Here is a 22,635-nt window from a genome sequence, read left to right as displayed (position 1 = left end):
AGAAACGCAATCCGCTCTCGCAGCGACGTGAGAGGATGAAACCTATCCGCCTTTCGTTCGTATCTATATTATCGTGCGTCGCGGTCGGCGTCATGCGGCCGCACGAGCGGCTGCCCGGATGGGGGCCGCGGGAGAAGGAGGCCTCGTGATGGCCCAGCAGAAGTCAATGCCCATTCCCTCCGCAGAGGGCGGGCTTTCGCGGTACCTGGAGGAAATCCGGCGGTTCCCCATGCTGGAGCCGCAGGAGGAATATATGCTCGCGAAGAGCTGGCGCGAGCACGGGGACCGGGACGCCGCTCACAAGCTGGTGACGAGCCATCTGCGCCTCGTGGCCAAGATCGCCATGGGATACCGCGGCTATGGCCTGCCCATTTCCGAGGTGATCTCCGAGGGCAATGTGGGCCTCATGCAGGCGGTGAAGCGGTTCGAGCCCGAAAAGGGCTTCCGCCTCGCCACTTATGCCATGTGGTGGATCCGCGCCTCCATCCAGGAATACATCCTGCGCTCGTGGAGCCTTGTGAAGATGGGCACCACGGCGGCGCAGAAGAAGCTGTTCTTCAACCTGCGCAAGGCCAAGAGCCAGATTTCCGCGTTGGAAGAGGGCGACCTGCGTCCCGATCAGGTGAAGCAGATCGCCACCAAGCTCGGTGTGACCGAGCAGGACGTGGTGGACATGAACCGCCGCCTGTCCGGAGACGCCTCCCTCAACGCCCCCATCCGCGAGGATTCGGAAGGCGGCGAGTGGCAGGACTGGCTGGTGGACGAGCGCCAGGACCAGGAGGAGCAACTCGCCGAGAGCGAGGAGCTGAGCAACCGCCGCTCGGCCCTGTCCGGCGCCCTGTCCGTGCTCAACGACCGTGAGCGCCGCATCTTCGAGGCGCGCCGGCTCTCCGACGACCCGATGACGCTGGAAGACCTTGCCGCCGAGTTCGGCGTCTCACGCGAGCGCGTGCGCCAGATCGAAGTGCGCGCATTCGAGAAGGTGCAGAAGGCGGTGATGGACCGCGTTCGGCAGATCGAAGCACCGGAGGCGGTCTCGGCCTGAGCCGGGACCGCGCCATCTCGCCATCGACCCGTAAGGTTCCGGTCCAGTAGCCGGCTCGCGGCTGGCGCTGTCGCCTATGGCCGTCATCCCCTCTCAGGATACCTCCGAAACCTTTCCGGCAGGACATAGCTACGCTTGGGTTGACGTATACGGCATTCAATCAACTCTAAATATCTGCTCCTTGGCGAAAATTGGTCCAAATGGGGATAGATTGGATCGATCTGATCTGGATCGCATGAGCCTAGCATGATACCCGCCTAGCTCGACCTCCGGGGTGGCTTTGACAGGAACTCCCGTGCCGACGGCTGTTCGTGCCGGGGGTGGCCATGGCGCGTGTGATGGCAGTTGGGCGATGCGGGATGTTGCGGTCATCGTCGTCGATGACGACAAGGAGTTCCTTCTTGAGGTGCGAGAGGGCCTCGCGCTCGAGAACCTGCCAGTGGTCTGCGCCTCTTCGCCTTTGAGCGCTCTCGATATCGTCGAGCAGAACTTCGCCATACGCGTGCTGGTCACCGACCTTGCCATGCCGGATCTTGACGGTCTTGAGCTGATCCGTCGTGTGGGTGAACTTCGTCAAGGCCCGCAGATTCTCCCCATCATACTCACGGGAAATGCATCGCTGGAGAACTCCGTTGCCGCCCTGCGCATGGGCGCGGTTGATTTTCTCCAAAAGCCGGTCGAAATCGCCAATCTCGTGGCCGCCATTCGGCGTGCGCTGGATCTCTCCGTGCAGAAGCGGCGGGCAGCGACCTTGTTCGACGATCCTCTGTCTCTTCTGCGCCTGCTTGACGGCCTGCGCATGGACCGCAAGCGGGTTCTTCCGAGGATTGCCGGCGGAGATGCCGCCTGGGAAATGCTGCTCGATCTCGCCATGGCGCAGGCTGCTGGCCGGCAGGTTTCGGTCTCGGCGCTATGCGCGGGGGTCGGAACCTCCACCACCACAGCCTTGCGTCGCCTCGAAGCGCTTGAGCAGGAAGGGCTTGTCGAGCGCCATCCCGACCCCGAGGATCGCCGAAGGGTATGGCTCCAGCTGACCCATAAGGGCGGAGCTTCCGTGCGTCAGGCCGGCCGGCGCTTTGCCGAAACCCTCCGGGCGCTCATTTGGTAATATGTCCGAACGAAAATTGTATTTCGCTAAAATTGCGTGTTGCTACGAACTATTTTTGACCTCATATTTTAATATAGATAGGTCCATTCTGAATATTATGACTACAATCTGAACCCGATTATCATTGTGAAAATTTCGGTACCCGGGCACTTTCCGCGGAGTTAAGCGGGTGGAGTGCCATGGGTGCAGCTGTTCTTGCTGATGACGGTGGTCGCGTCATCAATCCCTCTCACCATGAGAGAGGTCTTGTGGCGGCTTGGCTCGGAAATGCCGTCGGAACGTTCGTCGATGTCGGTGCGGGGGATCCCATCCGCGGCAGCCAGACCTATCATCTCGAGCTGAACGGCTGGAAGGGTCTGCTCATCGAGCCGTCCGTCGAGCTGGCCAAGGCGTTGGAGACGACACGAAAGTCTCCGGTCGTCCCGGTCGCCTGTGCGGCGCCCGGAGCGCCAGACATACTTCAGCTCTGGCTTCTGGGATGGGAGGCGCGGTCACACCTGTTCCCAGGCGACCAGCCGAGCGGCGTGATGCGCGTGGCGGCCAGAACGCTTGATGACATTCTGGCGGAGGCAGGCATCACCAGCTTCGACTTCCTGTCCCTCGACGTGGGGGGCACCGAGGCCGACGTCCTTTCCGGCTTCACTGCCTCCCGTTTCAAGCCACGTCTCATCCTGGTCGACGACCGGGTGGATTTCGGCCGCAGCCGCCGCCTGTTGCGGGCGCATGATTATGTGCCGGTCCGTCGCACCGGGCACAACGCCTGGTTCGTGCCCCGCAAGGTCGCCGGCCTTGCGTTCGCGGACAAGGTGACGCTCGCGTGGCACTACGGGCCGGCGCGCCTCGCGCGGCGGCTGCAGCGCCGCGTTCTGGCTTGATGCTGGAGAGGGCACCCTAGCCAGCCTGGTTGACAGTCGGGGCTGGCGTGAGCTGCCTGTTGTGAAGCGCGGACAGGACGAGTGACGCGATCCGCATCAGGGCGACGCCGATGAAGATACCGGTGAGGCGTTCCACCACCGGCATCAGTTCGGCGGGCGGGCCGCCGTCGGTGAGCAAGCGGGAGAAATAGAAGATGCCGCTCGCGAGCACCGCCAGATAGACGAGAAGATTATCGAGCTGGAGCTGGAGCAGGAGCGCGGCCAGCTCAGCGAGCGCGCCCAGGATGCTGCCGAGCCCGCGCTGGAACCCGCGCGCACTGATGGTGCCGAAATCCCGGTCAAGCACCGCAAGGGACGCGCCGATGGCCTGCGGCAGCGACCGCAGGTCGAAGCACGATCATAAAATGACCATGGCAACCGCTGAGGTGCCGCCGGTGACGAGGCTGATCTGCATGAGGTCGAGATCGGCCGTCAGCGGCGCCTCCCCACACAATTGCGGCGCCGGCCTGTCCGGATGACGGTGCCGGAGCGTACCCGCGCTTGATTCCCTTTGGGAACCCCTCGGCGCCAGAGCCCGATCGCAGAGGGGCCGGCGCCGTACGCGGGCTCAGCCGTGCGTGTCCTTGTTCTCGCCGATGGACGTGGCGATGTCGGTGAAGGTCGGGGAGGGGCCTTCCTGGCGATTGGTGGCCGCGCGCAGGAAGCGGATGGGGAACAACACCCCTTCGGCCTGGCCCGGGCTGATGGTGCGGCAGGCGGCATCGCGGCGGCAGGCGTCCTCCGCCTCGGCGAGGGCTGTCTCGATCTCGCCGGAGGTGAGAAGGCCCTTGTTCCGCATGGTCTCGAGCAGGCGCGACAAGGCGAGGAGCACGCCTTCCAATTGCAGGTTCGCGGTGTTCATGGGTTTCTCCGCTCTGGCTCGGCATTCCGCCGTCCAGCCATGCCAACGCTGCGGACCTCGCACCGGTTTCCCCGCGCCGGCCGCAGGTTCTCAACCGCACCGTTGCCGCATAGGATGCGCGCCCGCCCCGGCGCCCGCCCGCCACTCCACTTTCGGTGTTCGTTTCCCGCAGCGCTCCAGCCGGATGGCCGGATGAGCGGCGGCCTACGGCCCACCGGGGCGCAAAGACCGATTCGAATACACGGTTCGACCGGCGCCTGCGCGATCCACGGCGCGGCGCCCCAAGGAGGAAGCCCGATGTCCGATGCCTATCCCAACGTCCAGCTCCACATCGACGGTGTCTGGCGCGACGCCGAGGGTGGCCGCCGCATCCCGGTCATCAATCCCGCCACGGAGGAGGAGATCGGCTCGGTCGCGCACTGCTCGCGGGCCGACCTCGACGCGGCGCTGGAGGCGACTGAGCGCGGCTTTGCGACCTGGAGCAAGGTATCGGCCTTTGATCGGTCCAAGCTCATGCGCAAGGCCGCCGACCTGCTGCGCGAGCGCGCCGACGGCATCGCCCGGCTGATGACGCTGGAGCAGGGCAAGCCGCTCATCGAAGCGCGGATGGAGACGCTGGCGGCTGCCGACATCATCGACTGGTTCGCCGAGGAAGCCCGCCGCGCCTATGGCCGCGTCATTCCCGCCCGCGCGCCCGGCGTCTATCAGCTCGTCATCAAGGAGCCGGTGGGGCCTGTCGCGGCCTTCACGCCGTGGAATTTCCCCCTCAACCAGGTGGTACGCAAGCTGTGCGGCGCGCTGGCGGCGGGCTGCTCCATCATCGTGAAGGCGCCGGAGGAGACGCCGGCGTCCCCCGCCGAGCTGATCCGTGCTTTCGTGGACGTGGGCGTGCCGGCCGGTGTCATCGGGCTCGTCTATGGCGTGCCGGCGGAAGTGAGCGAATATCTCATCCCGCACCCGACCATCCGCAAGATCACCTTCACCGGCTCCACCCCGGTGGGCAAGCGGCTGGCGGCGCTCGCCGGTGAGCACATGAAGCGCGCCACCATGGAGCTGGGCGGGCATTCGCCGGTCATCGTTTTCGATGATGCGGACGTGGCCGCCGCGGCCAAGCAGATCGCCACCGCCAAGTTCCGCAACGCCGGGCAGGTGTGCGTCTCGCCGACCCGCTACCTCATTCAGGAGAAGGTCTACGAGCAATTCGTGGACGCCTTCGTCACCGTCGCCAAGGCGGTGAAGGTGGGCAATGGCCTGGACGCCGGCACCACCATGGGCCCGCTCGCCAACGAGCGCCGCATCCCGGCCATGGAAGCCCTCATCGCCGATGCCCGTCAGAAGGGGGCCGAGGTGGCGACAGGCGGCTCGCGCATTGGAAACAAAGGCTATTTCTTCGAGCCCACGGTGGTCACGGGCGTCACCCGCGACATGCGGATGATGAACGAGGAGCCGTTCGGCCCGCTGGCCATGATGCTGCCCTTCTCTGATTTCGAGGAGGCCGTCACCGAGGCCAACCGGCTGCCCTATGGCCTTGCATCCTATGCCTATACCCGCTCGGCCAAGACCGCCCAGCAGGTGGCGCACCGGGTGCAGGCGGGCATGATGACCATCAACCATCTGGGCCTTGCTCTGCCTGAGGTTCCTTTCGGCGGCATCAAGGATTCCGGCTATGGCTCGGAGGGTGGTTCGGAGGCCATCGAGGCCTATCTGAACCCCAAGTTCGTATCCCAGGCCGGGATCTAACCCTCAGGTAGAAAACGACTTTCGCTGCCCTCCGGCTGGGCTGGAGGGCGGCGGCGGTTCAGGTGCCTACACCAGCATCTGCATGTCGCCGTCCACCGCGATGGCCTGGCCGGAAATGGTGGAGCCCATCGGGGACGACAGGAAAACCGCAACATTGGCAAGGTGTTGCGGCGGGATGAGGCGCTTCAGCGAGGTGGCGGAGAGGGCCATGGCCTGCACTTCCTCCATGGACATGTTGCGTTCGCGCGCCTTGTTCTCGAACACCGATCGGATGCGCGGGCCGTCTACCGATCCGGGCAGTATGGCATTGGCGCGTATACCGAATTCGCCCAGCTCCATGGCCAGGGACTTGATGAAGCCCACCACCCCCCACTTCGCCGCCGCATAGGGCGAGCGCAGGGGAAAGCCGAAGCGGCCGGCGGCCGAGGAGAGGCCGATGATGGAGGCGTTCTCGCTCTCCTTCAGGGCCGGCACGGCGAGGCGGGTGACGTTGAAATGGCCGGTGATGTCCACCGCCAGAGTGCGGTCCCAATCCTCCGGCGAGATCTGGTCCACGCGGCCGGTGGGGCCGGCGATTCCCGCATTGTTTACAAGCACATCGAGCCCGCCGAGACGGCCCAGCGCGCCGTCCATGAAGGCGGCGACCGAGGCCCGGTCCGACACGTCGCACCAGGTGCCGACGGCCCCCGGCGCGGTGCTCCCCAAGGCCTCCAGGGCGGCCTCGTCCACGTCGCAGACTTCCACCTTCGCCCCCTCCTTCAGGAAGGCGCGGGCGATTTCCAGGCCGATGCCGCCGGCGCCGGCGGTGACGATGACGCGAATGCCGGCAATGCCGAGGTCCATGGCGTTCTCCCTAGGTTTTCGGGTGGGGTATCGGTGCTGTCAGGTGCCGGTTCAGGCACGTTCAGTCTTGAGTCAGTCCGGAAGCACGTCGCGCGAGAGGATGAAGTCGCCCGCGCTCCAGATATCCGCGACCAGGGCGTCCCGTGCCGCGTCCGAATCGCGGGCCTTGAGGGCGGCGACGAGGCGGGCGTGGTGGAGGTGCGCTTCCCCCTGCCGCACCCGCTCCGGGCCGGCGCGGAAATCGAGGTTGAGGACGGGGCCGATCTGCAGCCAGAGACCCTCGATCATCCCCATCAGGGTGGGCAGGTGGGCGGCGCGGTAGAGGGCGAAGTGCAGGTCCTTGTTGTGGCGCATGGCGGCGGCGCCGTCCGGTCTCTTCTTGTCCCGCTCGGCGGCGAAGGCACGCTCGCAGCGGACCACCTCGGCGATCTCCTCATCCGTGGCCTCGCGGGCGGCGGTGGCGGCGGCGAGGCCTTCGAGGCTGATCCGGATGAGACGCAGTTCGGCGAAGCGGGCGCGGGGCATGAGGGGCACGCGCACGGCGCGGTTGGGCAGCACTTCCAGCGCGTTCTCGGCGACGAGGCGCGACACGGCTTCCCGAACCGGCATGGCGCTTGTGCCGATGGCGGCGGCCAGCCCCCGCAGGGTGAAGCGCTCGCCCGGCGCGGCGCGGCCGGAGAGCAGGAGCTCCTTCAGATCCCCATAGACCTGATCGGCCAAAGTCTGGCGGACGATGCGGCCGACACGGGCATCGAGCGTCGCCGCCGGCTCGTCGCCGCGGACCTCTGAGGCATCGCCGTCTGCGGCGGAAGGTGTCTTGTGTTCCATGTTCCGCGTCTGCTATGTGTGATCACAGATAACAGATAGCCGAGCCAGTCGGCAATCATTCCGGAGCGGTCCGAACGGGAAAAATCCTGCCGCCGCAACGTCCAGCCGGATCCATGGGAGGAGACGACGCCGTGAACGACATTCCCCATCACGCCCGCATTGCGTCCGCATCCGTCGGTCGTCGCACGCTCCTGAAGGGCGTCGGCGCGGCCGCGCTTCTCGGTGGCGTCGGCATGCCGGCCATCGTGAAGGCGCAGGCTGACACCGTGACCTTCGGCCACCTCACCCCGCTTACCGGCTTCCTCGGCCCGCTCGGCGCCTATGGCCAGATGGGCGTGCAGCTCGCGGTGGAGGAGCTGAACGCGGCGGGCGGAATCAACGGCCGCAAGATCAACCTGGTGATGGAAGACAGCGTGAACCCCGCCACCGCCTCCTCCAAGGCGGAGCGCTACATCGAGCGCGACAAGGCGGCGGTGATCGTGGGCGAGATTTCCTCCGCCTCGGCGCTGGCCATCGCCCAGGTCGCGGCGCGCAACAAGATCGTATTCGTCAACACCGGCGGCAATTCCGATGCCCTGCGCGGCAAGGATTGCAACCGCTACATGTTCCATGTGGAAGGCGCCAACACCCAATATGTGAAGGCGGTGGGCGCGGCAATGCTGCGCGACGGCCTCATCAAGGGCAAGAAACTCTTCTTCCTCACCGCCGACTACGCCTTCGGCCACGATCTGTCCCGCGTCGCCAAGCGCTACATCGCCCAGAATGGCGGCGAGGTGATCGCCGACGAGCTGGTGCCCACCGACGCCACGGACTTCTCGTCCTATCTGCTCAAGGTGCGCCAGTCGCGCCCGGATGTGGTGATCTCGAACCTCGCCGGAAACCAGATCACCAACTTCATCAAGCAGTATTCGGAATTCGGCCTCCAGTATCCGTTCGGCGGCTTCGGCTTCGATACGGCGGTGGCCTGGGGCGCGGGCAAGGATGCCTTCGGCGGCATCTGGCCGCTCATCTGGCACCATGACGTCTCGGCCCCGTCCTCCAAGGCCTTCGTCGCCGCCTTCGTGAAGAAGTGGGGCAAGCCGCCGGAGAACCAGGCGTGGGGCGACTATGTGGCCACCAAGCTCGTCGCCCGCGCCATGATCGAGACCAAGAGCACGGATTCCGCGCAGATCATCTCCTTCTTCGAGAAGGAGAAGGAGCTGGACATCCTGAAGGGTCGCAAGGGCTACTTCCGCGACTGGGACCACCAGCTCATCCAGGAGATGTACACGGTGACCCCCCGCCCGGTGGCGCAGGTGAAGGACAATTGGGACATCATGGTCCTCGGCCCGGCCGTGCCCGGTGACGGCACCGCCCTCGACGTGATCGCGCCCACCCCAGAAGAGAACGCCTGCACCTTCCCCGCAGGGTGAGGATGCCTCCCCTCTCCCCTTGCGGGAGAGGGGCCGGGGGTGAGGGGTGGGGGTCTCTCCGCGTGCGCCGGAGGTCGGTTCTTGCGGCGCCATACCCCTCACCCCAGCCCTCTCCCGCAAGGGGAGAGGGAGTTCGGCGGGTTCCGGCGCCGCCCTCGCGCCCCGGACGCATGCAGCGAAAGCGGAATGCGAGCCGGGGCCCAGCGCAAGGGTTCGCCGAAGGCGGCTCAAGCGGGGATGCCTTGGGGCATTGCCGGCTCCGCCGACTTTTCCCCTAGACCCCGGCTCGGCGCTCCGGCGTCGCCGTCGCTGGTCCGGGGCACCAACGCCTCCCTCTCCCGCAAGGAGAGGGAGTCTGAGCGGCGCGGGGGCCGCCGTCGATGTCTGCCAGTAAAAACGCCTAAGGCCGGAGAAGATGCAATGCCCATGGAACTCGTCTTCCTCATCGAGCAATTGCTCAACGGGCTTCTGGTGGGTGTCGCCTATCTGCTGATCGCCCTCGGCCTCTCGCTCATCTTCTCCCTCGGCGGCATCGTGAACCTCGCCCATGGCGGCTTCTATGCCATCGGCGCCTATATCGGCGTCGAGGTCGGCAACCGCTTCGGCTTTCCCGCCGCCTTCGTCGCCGCGCCGCTCTCGGTGGCGCTCATCGGCATGGTCATCGAGCGCACCCTGTTCTCGCGCTTCTACCGGGCCGATCCCATCCTGTCGCTGCTGCTCACCTTCGGCCTCGCCATGGTGATCGAGCAGGCGCTGCGCATGGCCTTCGGCGCCACGCCCATTCCCTTCTCCATTCCCGCCTTCCTCAAGGGGCAGGTGTTCCTCGGCGACTTCATCTATTCGCGCTATCGCCTCGCCATTCTGGTGGTGGCGGCGGTGGCGGTGCTCGGGCTGTGGCTGCTGCTCCAGCGCACCGCCTTCGGCCGCGTGGTGCGGGCCGGGGTGCAGAACCCGGACATGGTGGGCGCGCTCGGCATCTCGCTCACCCCCTATCTCACGGCGGTGGCGGCCATCGGCATCGGCCTTGCGGGCCTCGCCGGCATCATGCTCGCGCCCATCTCCGGCGTGCATCCGGCCATGGGCTCGGAAATCCTCACCGCCGCTTTCGTGGTGGTGGTCATCGGCGGCCTCGGCTCGTTCTGGGGCGTGGTGGCGGCGGGGCTGCTGGTGGGCCTCGTGCGCGGGCTCACGGTCTATTTCATCCCGCCGGCGGCCGAGGCGTCCATGTACGTCCTGATGCTGGCGGTGCTGCTCGCCCGGCCGCGCGGCCTGTTCGGCGAGCGCATCCTGCGCTTCGAGTGACCGCCATGCCCAAGGCCCCCACCGCGCCTTCCGTGACTGCGACATCTCCCTCGCCAGAAGCCGCGCCGAGCGCGGCGTGCCCTCCCGCCTCAGGAGCCGCGATGCTCGCCCGCAATGCCAACCTCATCGTCGCCGCGGTGGCGCTGGCCCTTCTGCCCGCGCTGCTCTCCGCCCTCGGCCTGACGGTGACGTCCGCCACCGACGTGGTGATCCTCGCCCTCGCCTGCATGGCGCTGAACCTGCTCGTCGGCTACACCGGCCTCGTCTCCTTCGGCCACGGCGCGTGGTTCGGGCTCGGCGCCTATGCGGCGGCGCTGGTGCAGCAGCGGCTGTTTCCCGAATGGGGCCTCGTGCTCGCGATCCCGGCGGCGGTGCTGGTGACGCTGGCGGCCATCCCCGTGGGCTACGTGGTGCTGCGCCGGCGCGGTGTCTATTTCTCGCTCCTCACGCTGGCGCTGACCGCGCTCGCCTACACCATCGCCTTCCGCTGGACCGCCGTGACCGGCGGCGAGAACGGCCTCGGCGGCGTCAACCGCGGCCCCTTCCTCGGCCTCGACGTGGATCGCAACGCCACCTTCTACTGGGTGGTGGCGGGCGCGGCCTTCCTCATCATCCTCACCCTCCAGCGCTTCGTGCGCTCGCCGGTGGGCACGGTGCTCGTCGCCATCCGCGAGAACGAGCAGCGGGCGCGCTTCATCGGCTACGATACGCGGGCCTACAAGATCGCCTGCTTCACCCTCTCGGCCGGGCTCACCGCGTTCGCCGGGGCGCTGCTCGCCTTCAACCACCGCTTCGCCTCGGCCGATCCCATCGCCATCGCCTTTTCCGGCGAGCTGCTGGCCATGGTGGTCATCGGCGGCATGCGCTCCTTCCTCGGGCCGGCGCTGGGCGCGCTGTTTTTCGTGCTGTTCCGCGAGTTCCTGTCCATGTGGACGGCGAACTGGCTGTTCTGGTTCGGCCTCCTGTTCATGGCCTTCATCGTCTTCTCGCCCACCGGGCTCGTGGGCGTCGCCGGCCGGCTGCTGGCGCCGCTCCGGAAGAAGACCATCGAGGCCGCCGCCATGGGCCGGCGCACCTCGGCGGAGAAGCGGCCGCTGCCGTCCTCCCTCACCGCGCGGGCGCGGTGGGAGAGCGCCGCCCCGCTGCTGGAGGCAAAGGACCTCGCTCTGGGCTTCGGCGCCATCAAGGCGGTGCGGGCCGGCGCGGTGGCGGTGAAGGATCGCACGCTCCACGCCCTCATCGGCCCCAACGGCGCGGGCAAGACCTCCACCTTCAACATGATCTCCGGCATGTTCGCCCCCAATGCCGGCGAAATCCGCCTCGCCGGCGAGCGCATCGACGGGCTCTCGCCCAATCAGGTGTGCATGAAGGGCCTCGCGCGCTCCTTCCAGATCACCAACCTGTTTCCGACGCTCAGCGTGGAGGAAAACCTGCGCCTCGGCGTGCAGGCCACCCACAAGAGTCGCTTCGATCCCTGGCGCGATGCCGCGTCCATCCCCGAGATCAATGCCGAGACGGCGGAGATGGTGGCCTTCCTCGGCGTCGCCGGCATGGAGCGCGCCGAGGCGGGCGCGCTCTCCTATGGCGGGCAGAGGCTGCTGGACATGGGCCTCGCGCTCACCTCCCGCCCGCGCGTGCTGCTGCTGGACGAGCCTTTGGCGGGCCTCGCGGCGGCGGAGCGCAACCGCGTTTCCAACCTCATCAAGGACATCTCCGCCGAGGTGCCCGTGCTGCTGGTGGAGCACGACATCGACCGGGTGTTCGAACTCGCCGACGCCGTGACCGTGATGGCCGACGGCGCGGTGCTGGTGGACGGCACGGTGGAGGATGCACGCTCCGACAAGCGTGTGCAGGAGGTCTATATCGGCTCCGGCGCCGCCGCGCTGGCCGCCCGCGACCTGCAATCCGCCGCCACCGACACCGTTATGCTGCGGCTCCACGGCATCGATGCCTTCTACGGCAAGAGCCGCATCCTGGCCGGCGTCTCGCTGGAGGCGAAGGAGGGCGAGATCCTCGCGCTGCTGGGCCGCAACGGGGCGGGCAAGTCCACGTTGCTCAAGGCCATCACCGGCATCGTCAAGCCCATGAACGGCTCGCTGACTTTGGCGGGCGAGGAACTGATGGGCCTGTCCTCCGCGACAATAGCCCGGCGCGGCGTCGGCTACGTGCCGCAGGGCCGGGCGCTGTTCCACGGCATGAGCGTGCGTCACAACCTCGAACTCGGGCGGCTGAAGCGCATCACCGGGGCCGGCAAGCATTTCAGCGAAGAGGAGGTGCTGGACCTCTTCCCCCGCCTGAAAGTGCGCATGGACACGCCGGCCGACCTCCTCTCCGGCGGCGAGCAGCAGATGGTGGCGGTGGCCCGCGCGCTCATGGGCGACACCCGCGTGCTGCTGCTGGACGAGCCCTTCGAGGGCCTGTCCCCGGCGGTGACGGAAGAATTGTTCGACGCCTTTGACCGGCTGCGCCGCTCGCTCACCCTCGTCATCGTCGATCACCATCTCGACGTGGTGCTGAACCTCGCCGACCGCGCGGTGGTGCTGGAGCGCGGCGAGGTGGTCCACGAAGGCCCCGCCCGCCCGCTGGCGCGCGACCTCGACCTGCGGAGGCAGGTGCTGTGGCTGTGATGCGCCTGCCTCGCACCCCGGCCGACTGTAGCGTCAGCGGAAGGAGAGCCGGGGTCCAGCGCAAGAGTTCGCCGAAGGCGGCTCCGGCTCGCCGGCCCGCGCGCATCGCCGGCTGCGCCGACTTTTCCCCTGGGCCCCGGCTCGGCGCTCCGGCTGCGCCGTCGCTGGTCCGGGGCGCAAGCTTATTCGACCTCAAGAGGCATCCATGACCAAGATCGCCATCATCGGCTCGGGCTTCATCGGCCGCGCCTGGGCCATCACCTTCGCCCGCGCCGGGTTCGACGTGGCGCTGGCCGACAAGGCGGAGGGCGCGCCGCAGGCGGCGCTCGCCTATATCGAAGGCGTGCTGCCGGACCTTGCCGCCAACGACCTCCTCAATGGTGCCAGCCCCGAGGCCGTGCGCGCGCGCCTTTCAGCCGCCGGCTCCTATGCGGACGCGCTGGACGGCGCCGTCCACGCGCAGGAGAGCGCGCCGGAAGACCTCGCCCTCAAGCAGGCGCTCTATGCGGAGCTGGACGCGATCGCCGCGCCCGAAACCGTGCTGGCCTCCTCCACCTCGGCGATCCTGCCCTCGCGCTTCACGGAAGACCTGACGCATCGCGAGCGGGTGTGCGTGTGCCACCCCATCAACCCGCCCTATCTGATCCCGGCGGTGGAGGTGGTGCCCGCGCCCTGGACCTCCGCGGAGACCATGACCCGCGCCGCCGACCTCATGCGCGCCGCCGGCCAGTCGCCCATCGTGATGAAGCGCGAGCTGGACGGCTTCGTGATGAACCGCATGCAGGGCGCGCTGCTGGAAGAGGCGTTCCGCCTCGTGGCGGACGGCTATGCCAGCGTCGAGGACGTGGACATCGGCATCCGCGAGGGGCTGGCGCTGCGCTGGTCCTTCATGGGGCCGTTCGAGACCATCGACCTCAACGCGCCCGGCGGCGTCGCGGACTATGTGGCGCGCTACCAGCAGATCTACGAGCGCATCTCGCCCGACCAGTGGCGCCGCGTGGACTGGGCCGGCCCGGTGCTGGAAACCGTGCTGGCCGAGCGCCGCGCGCGCCTCGCCCACGATGCCCTTCAGGAGCGGCAGGTGTGGCGCGACCGCCGGCTGATGGCGCTGGCCGCCCACAAGCGCAAGGCCGACAAGGACATCGGCGCCTGAGCTTTCCGGACCCCCATATTCACGACAACCGAGGCAACACCGTCATGACCGAGGCCGCCCCCAAGAAATCCAACCGCAAGGTCATCATCACCTGCGCCATCACGGGGGCGATCCACACGCCCACCATGTCGCCCTATCTGCCCATCACGCCGGACGAGATCGTCGCCGACGCGCTGAAGGCGGCCGAGGCCGGCGCGGCCATCCTGCACCTGCACGCGCGCAACCCGGAGACCGGACAGCCGGACCAGACACCGGAGGCGTTCGCGCCCTTCCTGCCGCGCATCAAGCAGGCGACGAGCGCGGTGATCAACATCACCTCGGGCGGCAGCCCCTACATGAAGGTGGAGGAGCGCGTGCTGCCCGCCGCCACCTTCAAGCCGGAGGTCGCCTCCCTCAACATGGGCTCCATGAATTTCGGGCTGTTCCACCTGCTCGACAAGTACAAGGAGTTCAAGCACCCGTGGGAGAAGACGCATCTTGAGAACACGCGCGATCTCGTCTTCCGCAACACCTTCAAGGATATCGAATATATCCTGACCACCTGCTACGACAACGGCACGCGCTTCGAGTTCGAGTGCTACGACATCGGCCATCTCTACAATCTCGCGCACTTCCTGGAGCGCGGGCTGGTGAAGCCGCCGCTGTTCGTGCAGTCGGTGTTCGGGCTTCTCGGCGGCATCGGTCCCCACCCCGAGGACGTGATGCACATGAAGCGCACCTGCGACCGGCTGTTCGGCGATCAGTATCGCTGGTCCGTGCTCGGCGCCGGCCGCAACCAGCTCCCCATCGCCGCCATGGCCGCCTCCATGGGTGGCAACATCCGGGTGGGACTGGAGGATTCGCTCTGGGCCGGCCGTGGCAAGCTCGCCACCTCGAACGCCGACCAGGTGAAGCTCGCCGCCAAGATCATCGAGGGCCTGGGGCTGGAAGTGGCCAGCCCCGACGAGGCGCGCGAGATCCTGCAGCTCAAGGGCGCCGACAAGACGAACATCTGAGGGGGCGGGGGCAGCGGGCTGGTCGCCCGCCATCACAGCCGTCATGGCCGGGCTTGTCCCGGCCATCCACGTGGGTCGGCTGGGAACACGCGCTAGGCCTTAGCTCCGTCGGCCCGACGTGGATGCCCGGCACAAGGCCGGGCATGACGGCGGGTCCGGGAACCGCCCTCGCGTCCCGGACGCATGCAGCGACAGCGGAATGCGATCCGGGGCCCAGCGCAAGGGACCGCCGAAGGCGCGTCTCTATTCAGGCGCTCACGGGAATTGCCCCGCTGCGCGGGGAGTCTTGCGCTGGCCCCCGGATCAGCGCTCCGGCTTGCGCCGTCGCTTGTCCGGGGACCGGGCGCTCAGCGCGGCAGGGTGGTGGCGCCCATCAGGTCCTTGTCGATGGCGTGAGCGGCCTGGCGGCCTTCGCGGATGGCCCAGACCACCAGCGACTGGCCGCGGCGCATGTCGCCGGCGGCGTAGAGCTTGGGCACGGAGGTGGCATAGGCCTCCTCGTCCGCCTTCACGTTGCCGCGCTTGTCCAGCGCCGCGCCGGACTGCTCGATGAGCCCGGCGAACAGCGGGTGGGCGAAGCCGATGGCGAGGAAGACGAGATCGGCGCGCAGCACGAACTCGGTGCCGGGGATGGGCTGGCGCTTGGCATCCACGCGGGCGCACTTGACGCCGGTGACGCGGCCGTTGCGGCCCTCGATGCCCAGCGTCGCGCAGGCGAACTCGCGCTCGGCGCCCTCGGCCTGGGAGGAGGAGGTGCGGAACTTGGTGGGCCAGAAGGGCCACACCGCCAGCTTGTCCTCCTTCATGGGCGGCACCGCGCGGATGTCGAGCTGGGTGACGGAGAGCGCGCCCTGGCGGAAGGCGGTGCCCACGCAGTCGGAGGCGGTGTCGCCGCCGCCCACCACCACCACATGCTTGCCGCCGGCGAGGATCGGGATCTCGTTGACCGGCTCGTCGCTCTCGCGGCGGTTGGACTGAACGAGATAGGGCATGGCGAAGTGCACGCCTTCCATCTCCTGGCCTGGGAGGCCCGGATCGCGCGGGGCCTCGGAGCCGCCGGCGAGCAGCACCGCGTCATGGCCGTCGAGGAGTTCCTGCAGGGGGCGGACCACACCGATGTTCTCGTTGTAGTGGAAGGTGACGCCTTCCGCCTCCATCTGCTTCACCCGGCGGTCGATGTGGTGCTTTTCCATCTTGAAGTCGGGGATGCCGTAGCGCAGCAGGCCGCCGGCCTTGGGCTCGCGCTCATAGACATGCACGTCGTGGCCGGCGCGGGCGAGCTGCTGGGCGGCGGCAAGGCCGGCCGGGCCGGAGCCGACGATGGCGACGCTCTTGCCGGTCTTCACGGCGGCGGGCTCGGGCTTGATCCAGCCCTTCTTCCACGCCTTGTCGGCGATGGCCTGCTCCACCGTCTTGATGGTGACGGGCACGTCCTCGAGGTTCAGCGTGCACGCTTCCTCGCACGGGGCGGGGCAGATGCGGCCGGTGAACTCGGGGAAATTGTTGGTGGAGTGGAGGTTGCGCGCGGCCTCTTCCCACTCGTTGCGATAGACGAGGTCGTTCCAGTCCGGGATCTGGTTGTTGACCGGGCAGCCGGTGGAGCCGTGGCAGAAGGGGATGCCGCAATCCATGCAGCGCGACGCCTGGTTCTCCACCTCGGCGTCGGGCAGCGGCAGCGTGAACTCGCGGAAATGGCGGATGCGGTCGGATGCGGGCTGATACTTCTGCTCGCGCCGATCAATCTCCAGGAACCCCGTGACCTTGCCCATAAAAACCTCGTTGGCGAACCTTGAGGGAACCGCCGCGCGCGCCGGATGTCTCCGCGTGCCGCACCACCAGTTCCATTACAAGAATTGTTCCAGCTTGAGGACTCGGTTTTCGCGCGCGTTTCCGCACGGGCGACCGGCCCGCGTGCCGGCCGTTCGGGGCCGGCACGCGTCCCCTCCGGGGAGGGGACGCTCCTGCCTCATTCGGCCGCCGCGAGGCCGCGGCGCTTTTCCATCTCGCGCAGGGCACGGCGGTATTCCACCGGCATCACCTTGACGAACTTGGAGCGGTAGTCCGCCCAGTTGTCGAGGATCATCTGCGCCCGCGCCGAGCCCGTGTGGTGCAGGTGCTTGGCGATGAGCTGGTGCAGGCGCTCCTCGTCGTGGCGGGACATGTCGCCCTGCACGTCGATGCGGCCCTTGAACTCCAGGTCGCCGCCGTGGTGGTGGAGGCGCTCCAGCAGGTCCTCCTCCTCCTCGACCGGCTCCAGGTCCACCATGGAGAGGTTGCAGCGCTTGGCGAAGCTCTTGTCCTCGTCGAGCACATAGGCGACGCCGCCGGACATGCCGGCCGCGAAGTTGCGTCCCGTGGGGCCGATGACCACCACGATGCCGCCGGTCATGTATTCGCAGCCATGGTCGCCGGTGCCTTCGACGACGGCGATTGCCCCCGAATTGCGCACCGCGAAGCGCTCGCCGGCGATGCCGTGGAAGTAGCATTCGCCCTCGGTCGCGCCATACATCACGGTGTTGCCGACGATGATGGAGTTCTCCGGAACGATGGCCGAATGGGCCGGCGGCCGCACGATGATGCGCCCGCCCGACAGGCCCTTGCCCACGTAGTCGTTGGCCTCGCCGATCAGGTCGAAGGTGACGCCCGCCGCGAGGAAGGCGCCGAAGGCCTGGCCCGCCGTGCCGGACAGGGTGACGTGGATGGTGTCGTCGGGCAGGCCGGCGCCGCCATAGGCCTTGGCCACCGCGCCCGAGAGCATGGCGCCGGCGGAGCGGTCCACCGAGCGGATGGGGGTCTCGATGACCACTTTCTCGCCGCGCTCCAGCGCCGGGGCCGCCTTTGCGATGAGGGTGCGGTCGAGCACCTTCTCGATGGGGTGGTGCTGGCGCTCGGTGTGGCGGATGCCGACCTCGGCCGGCACCTGCGGCACCGCGAAGATGCGCGAGAAGTCGAGGCCCTTGGCCTTCCAGTGGTCGATGGCGGCCTTCTGGTCCAGCACGTCGGCGCGGCCCACCATCTCTTCCAGCTTGCGGAAGCCGAGGGAGGCCATGATCTCCCGCACTTCTTCCGCGATGAAGAAGAAGTAGTTGATGACGTGCTCGGGCGTGCCCTTGAAGCGCTTGCGCAGCACGGGGTCCTGCGTCGCCACGCCCACCGGGCAGGTGTTCAGGTGGCACTTGCGCATCATGATGCAGCCCGCCGCGATGAGCGGGGCGGTGGAGAAGGCGAACTCGTCGGCGCCGAGCAGGGCGCCGATGATGACGTCCCGGCCGGTGCGCAGGCCGCCGTCCACCTGCAGCGCGACGCGCGAGCGCAGGCGGTTGGCCACCAGCGTCTGCTGGGTCTCGGCGAGGCCCATCTCCCACGGCGAGCCGGCGTGCTTGATGGAGGTCAGCGGGCTCGCGCCCGTGCCGCCCTCGAAGCCGGAGATGGTGATGTGGTCGGCGCGCGCCTTGGCGACGCCGGCCGCCACCGTGCCCACGCCGACCTCGGAGACGAGCTTCACCGACACGTCCGCGTCGGGATTCACGTTCTTCAGGTCGTAGATGAGCTGGGCGAGGTCCTCGATGGAATAGATGTCATGGTGCGGGGGCGGGGAGATGAGGCCCACGCCCGGGGTGGAGTGGCGCACCTTGGCGATCACCGCGTCCACCTTGTGGCCGGGCAGCTGGCCGCCCTCGCCGGGCTTGGCGCCCTGCGCGACCTTGATCTGCATCACGTCGGAATTGACGAGGTATTCCGCCGTCACGCCGAAGCGGCCGGAGGCCACCTGCTTGATGGCGGAGCGCATGCTGTCGCCATTGGGCAGGGGCTTGAAGCGCTCGGGCTCCTCGCCGCCCTCGCCGGTGTTCGACTTGCCGCCGATCCGGTTCATGGCGATGGCGAGGGTCGTGTGCGCCTCGCGCGAGATGGAGCCGAACGACATGGCGCCGGTGACGAAGCGCTTCACGATCTCGGAGGCGGGTTCCACCTCCGCGACGTCCACGCTCGCCTGCCCGATCTCGCCCGCCGACCGGATGCGGAACAGCGAGCGCACGGTGAGGAGGCGCTTGTCCTCCTCGTTGATCATGGCGGCGAACGCCTTGTACTTGTCCTGCGCGTTGCCGCGCACGGCGTGCTGGAGCGCCGAGACCGAATCCGGCGACCACGCATGGTCCTCGCCGCGGATGCGGTAGGCGTATTCGCCACCCACATCGAGCGCCATGCGGAACACGGGCGCGTCCGAGAAGGCGAGGGTGTGCCGCAGCACGGTCTCTTCCGCGATCTCCGGCAGGCCCACGCCCTCGATGGTAGTGGCGGTGCCGAAGAAATACTTCCGCACCAGCTCGGAGGAGAGGCCCACCGCGTCGAAGATCTGCGCGCCGCAATAGGACTGGTAGGTGGAGATGCCCATCTTGGACATCACCTTCAGCAGGCCCTTGTCGATGGACTTGATGAAGCGCTTCACGATCTCCTTGTCGTCCACCTCCTCCGGAATCTCGTCCTTCATGGAGAGCAGGGTCTCGAAGGCGAGATAGGGGTTGATGGCCTCGGCGCCGTAGCCGGCGAGACAGGCGAAGTGATGCACCTCCCGCGCCTCACCGGTCTCGACCACAAGGCCGACCGAGGTGCGCAGGCCCTTGCGGATGAGGTGGTGATGCACCGCCGCCGTGGCGAGCAGCGCCGGGATCGGGATGCGGTCCGGTCCGATCATGCGGTCGGACAGGATGATGATGTTGTAGCCGCCGTGGACCGCCGCCTCGGCGCGCTCGCACAGCCGCTCGACGGCATCCTCCATGCCCGCCGCGCCCTTGTCGGAGGGGTAGGTGATGTCCAGCGTGCGGGTGTCGAACCGCTCCTCCATGAAGCCGATGGAGCGGATCTTCTCCAGGTCCTCGTTGGTGAGGATGGGCTGGCGCACCTCAAGCCGCTTGCGGCGGGCGTTGCCCTCCAGGTCGAAGATGTTCGGCCGCGGCCCGATGAAGGAGACGAGGCTCATCACCAGTTCCTCGCGGATCGGGTCGATGGGCGGGTTCGTCACTTGCGCGAAGTTCTGCTGGAAGTAGCTGAACAGCGACTTGGACTTGTTGGACAGCACGCTGATGGGCGTGTCGGTGCCCATGGAGCCGACCGCTTCCTGGCCGGTGATGGCCATGGGCGCCATGAGCAGCTTGAGGTCTTCCTGCGTGTAGCCGAACGCCTGCTGGCGATCGAGCAGCGACACGTCGGTGCGCACCTCGCGCGCCTCCACGGGGCGCAGGTCCTCAAGCACGAGCTGGGTGTGCTTCAGCCACTCCTTGTAGGGGTTGGCGCGGGCCAGCTCGGTCTTGATCTCCTCGTCGGGGACGAGGCGTCCTTCCTCGAGGTCCACCAGCAGCATCTTGCCGGGCTGGAGGCGCCACTTGGTGACGATCTTTTCCTCGGGCAGCGTGAGCACGCCCATTTCCGAGGCGAGGACGATGGTGTCGTCGTTCGTCACCATGTAGCGGGCGGGGCGCAGGCCGTTGCGGTCCAGCGTCGCGACGATCTTCCGGCCGTCGGTGGCGACGATGGCGGCGGGGCCGTCCCACGGCTCCATGAGGGAGGCGTGATACTCGTAGAAAGCGCGCCGCTCCTCGTCCATGAGCGGGTTGCCGGCCCAGGCCTCGGGCACCAGCATCATGGCCGCGTGGGGCAGGGAATAGCCGCCCTGCACCAGGAATTCGAGCGCGTTGTCGAAGCAGGCGGTGTCCGACTGGCCCTCATAGCTGATGGGCCAGAGCTTGGAGATGTCGGCACCGAACAGCTCGGAATCCACGCTCGCCTGCCGCGCCGCCATCCAGTTGACGTTGCCGCGCAGGGTGTTGATCTCGCCGTTGTGCGCCACCATGCGATAGGGGTGGGCCAGCGGCCAGGCCGGGAAGGTGTTGGTGGAGAAGCGCTGGTGCACGAGGGCGAGCGCGCTCTCGAAGTCCGGGTCGTGCAGGTCCGGATAATAGGCGCCGAGCTGGTCGGCGAGGAACATGCCCTTGTAGACCAGCGTGCGGACCGACAGCGACACCGGATAATAGCCGGCGGTGCGCGGGTCCCTTGCGCCATAGACGGTGTTGGAGATCACCTTGCGCAGCACGAACAGGCGGCGCTCGAAGCCGTCCTCGTCGCCCGCATATTCGCCGCGGCCGATGAAGATCTGCACGTGCTTGGGCTCGGTCGGCAGCACGCTGACGCCGAGGGAGGAATTGTCGGTGGGCACGTCGCGCCAGCCGATGAGCTGGAAGCCCTCTTCCGCCACCACCCGCTCATAGGCGGCGCGCACGATGGCCTCACCCTCGGCCTCGCGCGGCATGAAGATGTGGCCGACGGCATACTGGCCGGGCTCCGGCAAGGCGAAGCCGAGGCGCGCCGCTTCCTTGGCGAAGAACTTGTGCGGGATCTGCACCAGCATGCCCGCGCCGTCGCCGGCGCGCGGATCGGCGCCCACCGCGCCGCGGTGCTCCAGATTGAGCAGGATGTTGATGCCGTCCTGCACGATGCGGTGGCTCTTGCGGCCCTTGATGTCGGCGATGAAGCCGACGCCGCAGGCGTCACGCTCGTGCGCCGGGTCGAACAGGCCAAAGGCGTCCGGACGGCCGACGATCGCCGTGTCTTTCACGGCGGCGGCAGTCTGAGCCACGCTTCCGATCAAGCCATCCTTGCGATCCATCGGTGCCATCTGACCATTCCTTTTCCATAGGGCGGCGCGCCGCCCGCATTTTCCGGCTGTGCCGCCGGCTTCCCCAGACTGTCGGTGCCCGTGCGCATCGCGCCGGGCGCCGGACCCCCTTCGCCCGGACGGGGCGTCCCGGCGATATCCGATACCTGCTTTGCAACTTTTGCACCACAGCCGCGCCGCGCGGAACTGCGCCTCCGTCCGACTTCGGCCGGCGACGCGCCGGCCCTGTGGAACGTGAGCTCGGCAATTCGGCGCGCACGGGAGATAGGGAAGTACGACTGCCCTATCTCGGCGAAGATGACAGAAAAGCAGCAGCCTCACAAGCGCCACGATGGCGCAGAAGCGGTCAAATTGGCGAAAAATTGCGCGACTGGCGGTTCTGGCGCAAGAACGGTACGGGGCGGTCGGCGCTGGCGCAACGGGATTTCGGCGCCTCCCGGCGGGTCCGATGCCCGATGCGGCCGATTGCCGGCTCCCGCCCCAATTTTGCGTCCTGACTTGCGTCCTACGGCTGCCGCATTGGAAGGCTTAGGTGAACGGGAATCAGGCGGCTCCGCCGGGTCCCGTCTTCGCATGCGCGGACGCGCGCGGAGAAGAAGGGGCGCAGGCCGACCGACCGCCTCACGTTTCTACCGTTCCGGAGCTGCGCCGTGCACCACACCCTCTCCCTTCCCCTCGGCTCCCGGCCGGTGCTGCGCGCGGCCGCCGTTTCTGCCCTTCTCATCGGCAGCGCGCTGCCGGCTGCGGCGCAGGTGCTGATCTATGAGGGGCAGCCGGGCCTTGCGCCGCGCGGCTATCCGGTGCCGCCCGGCGCCTATCCGCCCGGCACCTATCCCGGTGGGGCGTATGGGGTGCCGCAGGCGCGCTATCCAGTGCTGCCGCCCGAGGAGATCCGGTCCATCGTCCAGAGCATGGGCTATTGGAGCATCGGCGCGCCCAAGCTCTCCGGCCGCTTCTATCTGGTCGCCGCATCCGATCAGGAGGGGCGGGCGCTCTTGCGGGTGAATGCCTTCACCGGCCGGGTGGTGAGCGCGCGCGCCATTCCGGGTGGTCCCGCTGGTCCAGCCATGGCTGTGCCGGCCCCCGCGCCCCAGCGCCAGGCACCGCCCGCGACGGCGCGCGCCGTTCCGCCGGCC

15 protein-coding genes and 1 pseudogene are annotated in these 22,635 nt (G+C 67.8%); 10 read left to right on the top strand and 6 right to left on the bottom strand.

What is annotated here, in order from left to right; translation table 11 throughout:
* Positions 1 to 148: 148 nt before the first annotated feature.
* The 3 genes from rpoH (at position 149) to ACE3QW_RS10005 (ending at position 3,028) form a co-directional block, all read left to right on the top strand.
* A complete protein-coding gene (gene rpoH, locus ACE3QW_RS10015) occupies positions 149 to 1,045 on the top strand; it encodes an RNA polymerase sigma factor RpoH (RefSeq protein ID WP_029555293.1) in 897 nt (298 codons plus the stop codon).
* 295 nt (positions 1,046 to 1,340) lie between these two features.
* On the top strand, positions 1,341 to 2,153 hold the full coding sequence (locus tag ACE3QW_RS10010; protein ID WP_374251391.1) for a response regulator: 813 nt from the start codon (positions 1,341 to 1,343) through the stop codon (positions 2,151 to 2,153).
* A 248-nt stretch (positions 2,154 to 2,401) separates the two neighbouring features.
* Positions 2,402 to 3,028, top strand: coding sequence for an FkbM family methyltransferase (locus tag ACE3QW_RS10005; RefSeq protein WP_374251390.1), 627 nt, complete (start codon positions 2,402 to 2,404; stop codon positions 3,026 to 3,028).
* 16 nt (positions 3,029 to 3,044) lie between these two features.
* On the opposite strand, the gene ACE3QW_RS10000 is transcribed toward ACE3QW_RS10005, so the two are convergent.
* Positions 3,045 to 3,374, bottom strand: a complete 330-nt coding sequence (locus tag ACE3QW_RS10000) for a hypothetical protein (RefSeq protein ID WP_374251389.1) — start codon at positions 3,372 to 3,374, stop codon at positions 3,045 to 3,047.
* Positions 3,375 to 3,635: 261 nt separating this feature from the next.
* The gene (locus tag ACE3QW_RS09995) at positions 3,636 to 3,929 is read right to left on the bottom strand and encodes a hypothetical protein (protein ID WP_374251388.1); all 294 of its coding nucleotides are present in this window, start codon (positions 3,927 to 3,929) and stop codon (positions 3,636 to 3,638) included.
* 297 nt (positions 3,930 to 4,226) lie between these two features.
* On the opposite strand from ACE3QW_RS09995, the gene ACE3QW_RS09990 reads away from it, so the two are divergent.
* Positions 4,227 to 5,669 (top strand): NAD-dependent succinate-semialdehyde dehydrogenase, encoded by a 1,443-nt coding sequence (locus ACE3QW_RS09990; protein ID WP_374251387.1) that lies wholly within the window; start codon positions 4,227 to 4,229, stop codon positions 5,667 to 5,669.
* A gap of 66 nt (positions 5,670 to 5,735) precedes the next feature.
* Here ACE3QW_RS09990 and ACE3QW_RS09985 read toward each other — a convergent pair whose 3' ends face one another.
* On the bottom strand, positions 5,736 to 6,512 hold the full coding sequence (locus ACE3QW_RS09985) for an SDR family oxidoreductase (RefSeq protein WP_374251386.1): 777 nt from the start codon (positions 6,510 to 6,512) through the stop codon (positions 5,736 to 5,738).
* Between the two features lie 72 nt (positions 6,513 to 6,584).
* The gene (locus ACE3QW_RS09980; RefSeq protein WP_029555287.1) at positions 6,585 to 7,340 is read right to left on the bottom strand and encodes a GntR family transcriptional regulator; all 756 of its coding nucleotides are present in this window, start codon (positions 7,338 to 7,340) and stop codon (positions 6,585 to 6,587) included.
* A 113-nt stretch (positions 7,341 to 7,453) separates the two neighbouring features.
* On the opposite strand from ACE3QW_RS09980, the gene ACE3QW_RS09975 reads away from it, so the two are divergent.
* The 5 genes from ACE3QW_RS09975 (at position 7,454) to ACE3QW_RS09955 (ending at position 14,829) form a co-directional block, all read left to right on the top strand.
* Complete coding sequence (locus ACE3QW_RS09975) at positions 7,454 to 8,752, top strand: ABC transporter substrate-binding protein (protein ID WP_374251385.1); 1,299 nt, start codon at positions 7,454 to 7,456, stop codon at positions 8,750 to 8,752.
* Between the two features lie 426 nt (positions 8,753 to 9,178).
* The gene (locus ACE3QW_RS09970) at positions 9,179 to 10,054 is read left to right on the top strand and encodes a branched-chain amino acid ABC transporter permease (RefSeq protein ID WP_024280354.1); all 876 of its coding nucleotides are present in this window, start codon (positions 9,179 to 9,181) and stop codon (positions 10,052 to 10,054) included.
* Between the two features lie 101 nt (positions 10,055 to 10,155).
* Positions 10,156 to 12,681 carry an ATP-binding cassette domain-containing protein gene (locus ACE3QW_RS09965; protein WP_374251384.1) on the top strand — a complete coding sequence of 842 codons (2,526 nt, stop codon included), beginning with the start codon at positions 10,156 to 10,158 and terminating at the stop codon, positions 12,679 to 12,681.
* A gap of 205 nt (positions 12,682 to 12,886) precedes the next feature.
* Positions 12,887 to 13,834, top strand: a complete 948-nt coding sequence (locus ACE3QW_RS09960) for a 3-hydroxyacyl-CoA dehydrogenase (RefSeq protein ID WP_374251383.1) — start codon at positions 12,887 to 12,889, stop codon at positions 13,832 to 13,834.
* 44 nt (positions 13,835 to 13,878) lie between these two features.
* A complete protein-coding gene (locus tag ACE3QW_RS09955; RefSeq protein ID WP_029555282.1) occupies positions 13,879 to 14,829 on the top strand; it encodes a 3-keto-5-aminohexanoate cleavage protein in 951 nt (316 codons plus the stop codon).
* A 347-nt stretch (positions 14,830 to 15,176) separates the two neighbouring features.
* Here ACE3QW_RS09955 and ACE3QW_RS09950 read toward each other — a convergent pair whose 3' ends face one another.
* A complete protein-coding gene (locus ACE3QW_RS09950; protein WP_374251382.1) occupies positions 15,177 to 16,598 on the bottom strand; it encodes a glutamate synthase subunit beta in 1,422 nt (473 codons plus the stop codon).
* A gap of 197 nt (positions 16,599 to 16,795) precedes the next feature.
* Positions 16,796 to 21,499, bottom strand: a complete 4,704-nt coding sequence (gene gltB / locus ACE3QW_RS09945; RefSeq protein WP_374251381.1) for a glutamate synthase large subunit — start codon at positions 21,497 to 21,499, stop codon at positions 16,796 to 16,798.
* 650 nt (positions 21,500 to 22,149) lie between these two features.
* Here gltB and ACE3QW_RS09940 point away from each other — a divergent pair.
* Positions 22,150 to 22,635: pseudogene (locus tag ACE3QW_RS09940) on the top strand (hypothetical protein); the annotation flags it as partial.

It is taken from the genome of Xanthobacter sp., assembly GCF_041911315.1.
In the GTDB taxonomy this organism is placed as follows: Bacteria; Pseudomonadota; Alphaproteobacteria; order Rhizobiales; family Xanthobacteraceae; genus Xanthobacter; species Xanthobacter aminoxidans.
Note: the sequence above shows the minus strand (reverse complement) of the source record. Positions and strands in the feature narration are given on the sequence as shown.

What these genes read in the sequence shown, in the direction of transcription:
- gltB (WP_374251381.1), bottom strand. Translation starts at nt 21,499, where the DNA reads ATGGCACCGATGGATCGCAAGGATGGCTTGATCGGAAGCGTGGCTCAG.
- ACE3QW_RS09960 (WP_374251383.1), top strand. Translation starts at nt 12,887, where the DNA reads ATGACCAAGATCGCCATCATCGGCTCGGGCTTCATCGGCCGCGCCTGG.
- ACE3QW_RS09950 (WP_374251382.1), bottom strand. Translation starts at nt 16,598, where the DNA reads ATGGGCAAGGTCACGGGGTTCCTGGAGATTGATCGGCGCGAGCAGAAG.
- ACE3QW_RS09965 (WP_374251384.1), top strand. Translation starts at nt 10,156, where the DNA reads ATGCTCGCCCGCAATGCCAACCTCATCGTCGCCGCGGTGGCGCTGGCC.
- ACE3QW_RS09985 (WP_374251386.1), bottom strand. Translation starts at nt 6,512, where the DNA reads ATGGACCTCGGCATTGCCGGCATTCGCGTCATCGTCACCGCCGGCGCC.
- ACE3QW_RS09955 (WP_029555282.1), top strand. Translation starts at nt 13,879, where the DNA reads ATGACCGAGGCCGCCCCCAAGAAATCCAACCGCAAGGTCATCATCACC.
- ACE3QW_RS09970 (WP_024280354.1), top strand. Translation starts at nt 9,179, where the DNA reads ATGGAACTCGTCTTCCTCATCGAGCAATTGCTCAACGGGCTTCTGGTG.
- ACE3QW_RS09990 (WP_374251387.1), top strand. Translation starts at nt 4,227, where the DNA reads ATGTCCGATGCCTATCCCAACGTCCAGCTCCACATCGACGGTGTCTGG.
- ACE3QW_RS09980 (WP_029555287.1), bottom strand. Translation starts at nt 7,340, where the DNA reads ATGGAACACAAGACACCTTCCGCCGCAGACGGCGATGCCTCAGAGGTC.
- rpoH (WP_029555293.1), top strand. Translation starts at nt 149, where the DNA reads ATGGCCCAGCAGAAGTCAATGCCCATTCCCTCCGCAGAGGGCGGGCTT.
- ACE3QW_RS09975 (WP_374251385.1), top strand. Translation starts at nt 7,454, where the DNA reads ATGGGAGGAGACGACGCCGTGAACGACATTCCCCATCACGCCCGCATT.
- ACE3QW_RS09995 (WP_374251388.1), bottom strand. Translation starts at nt 3,929, where the DNA reads ATGAACACCGCGAACCTGCAATTGGAAGGCGTGCTCCTCGCCTTGTCG.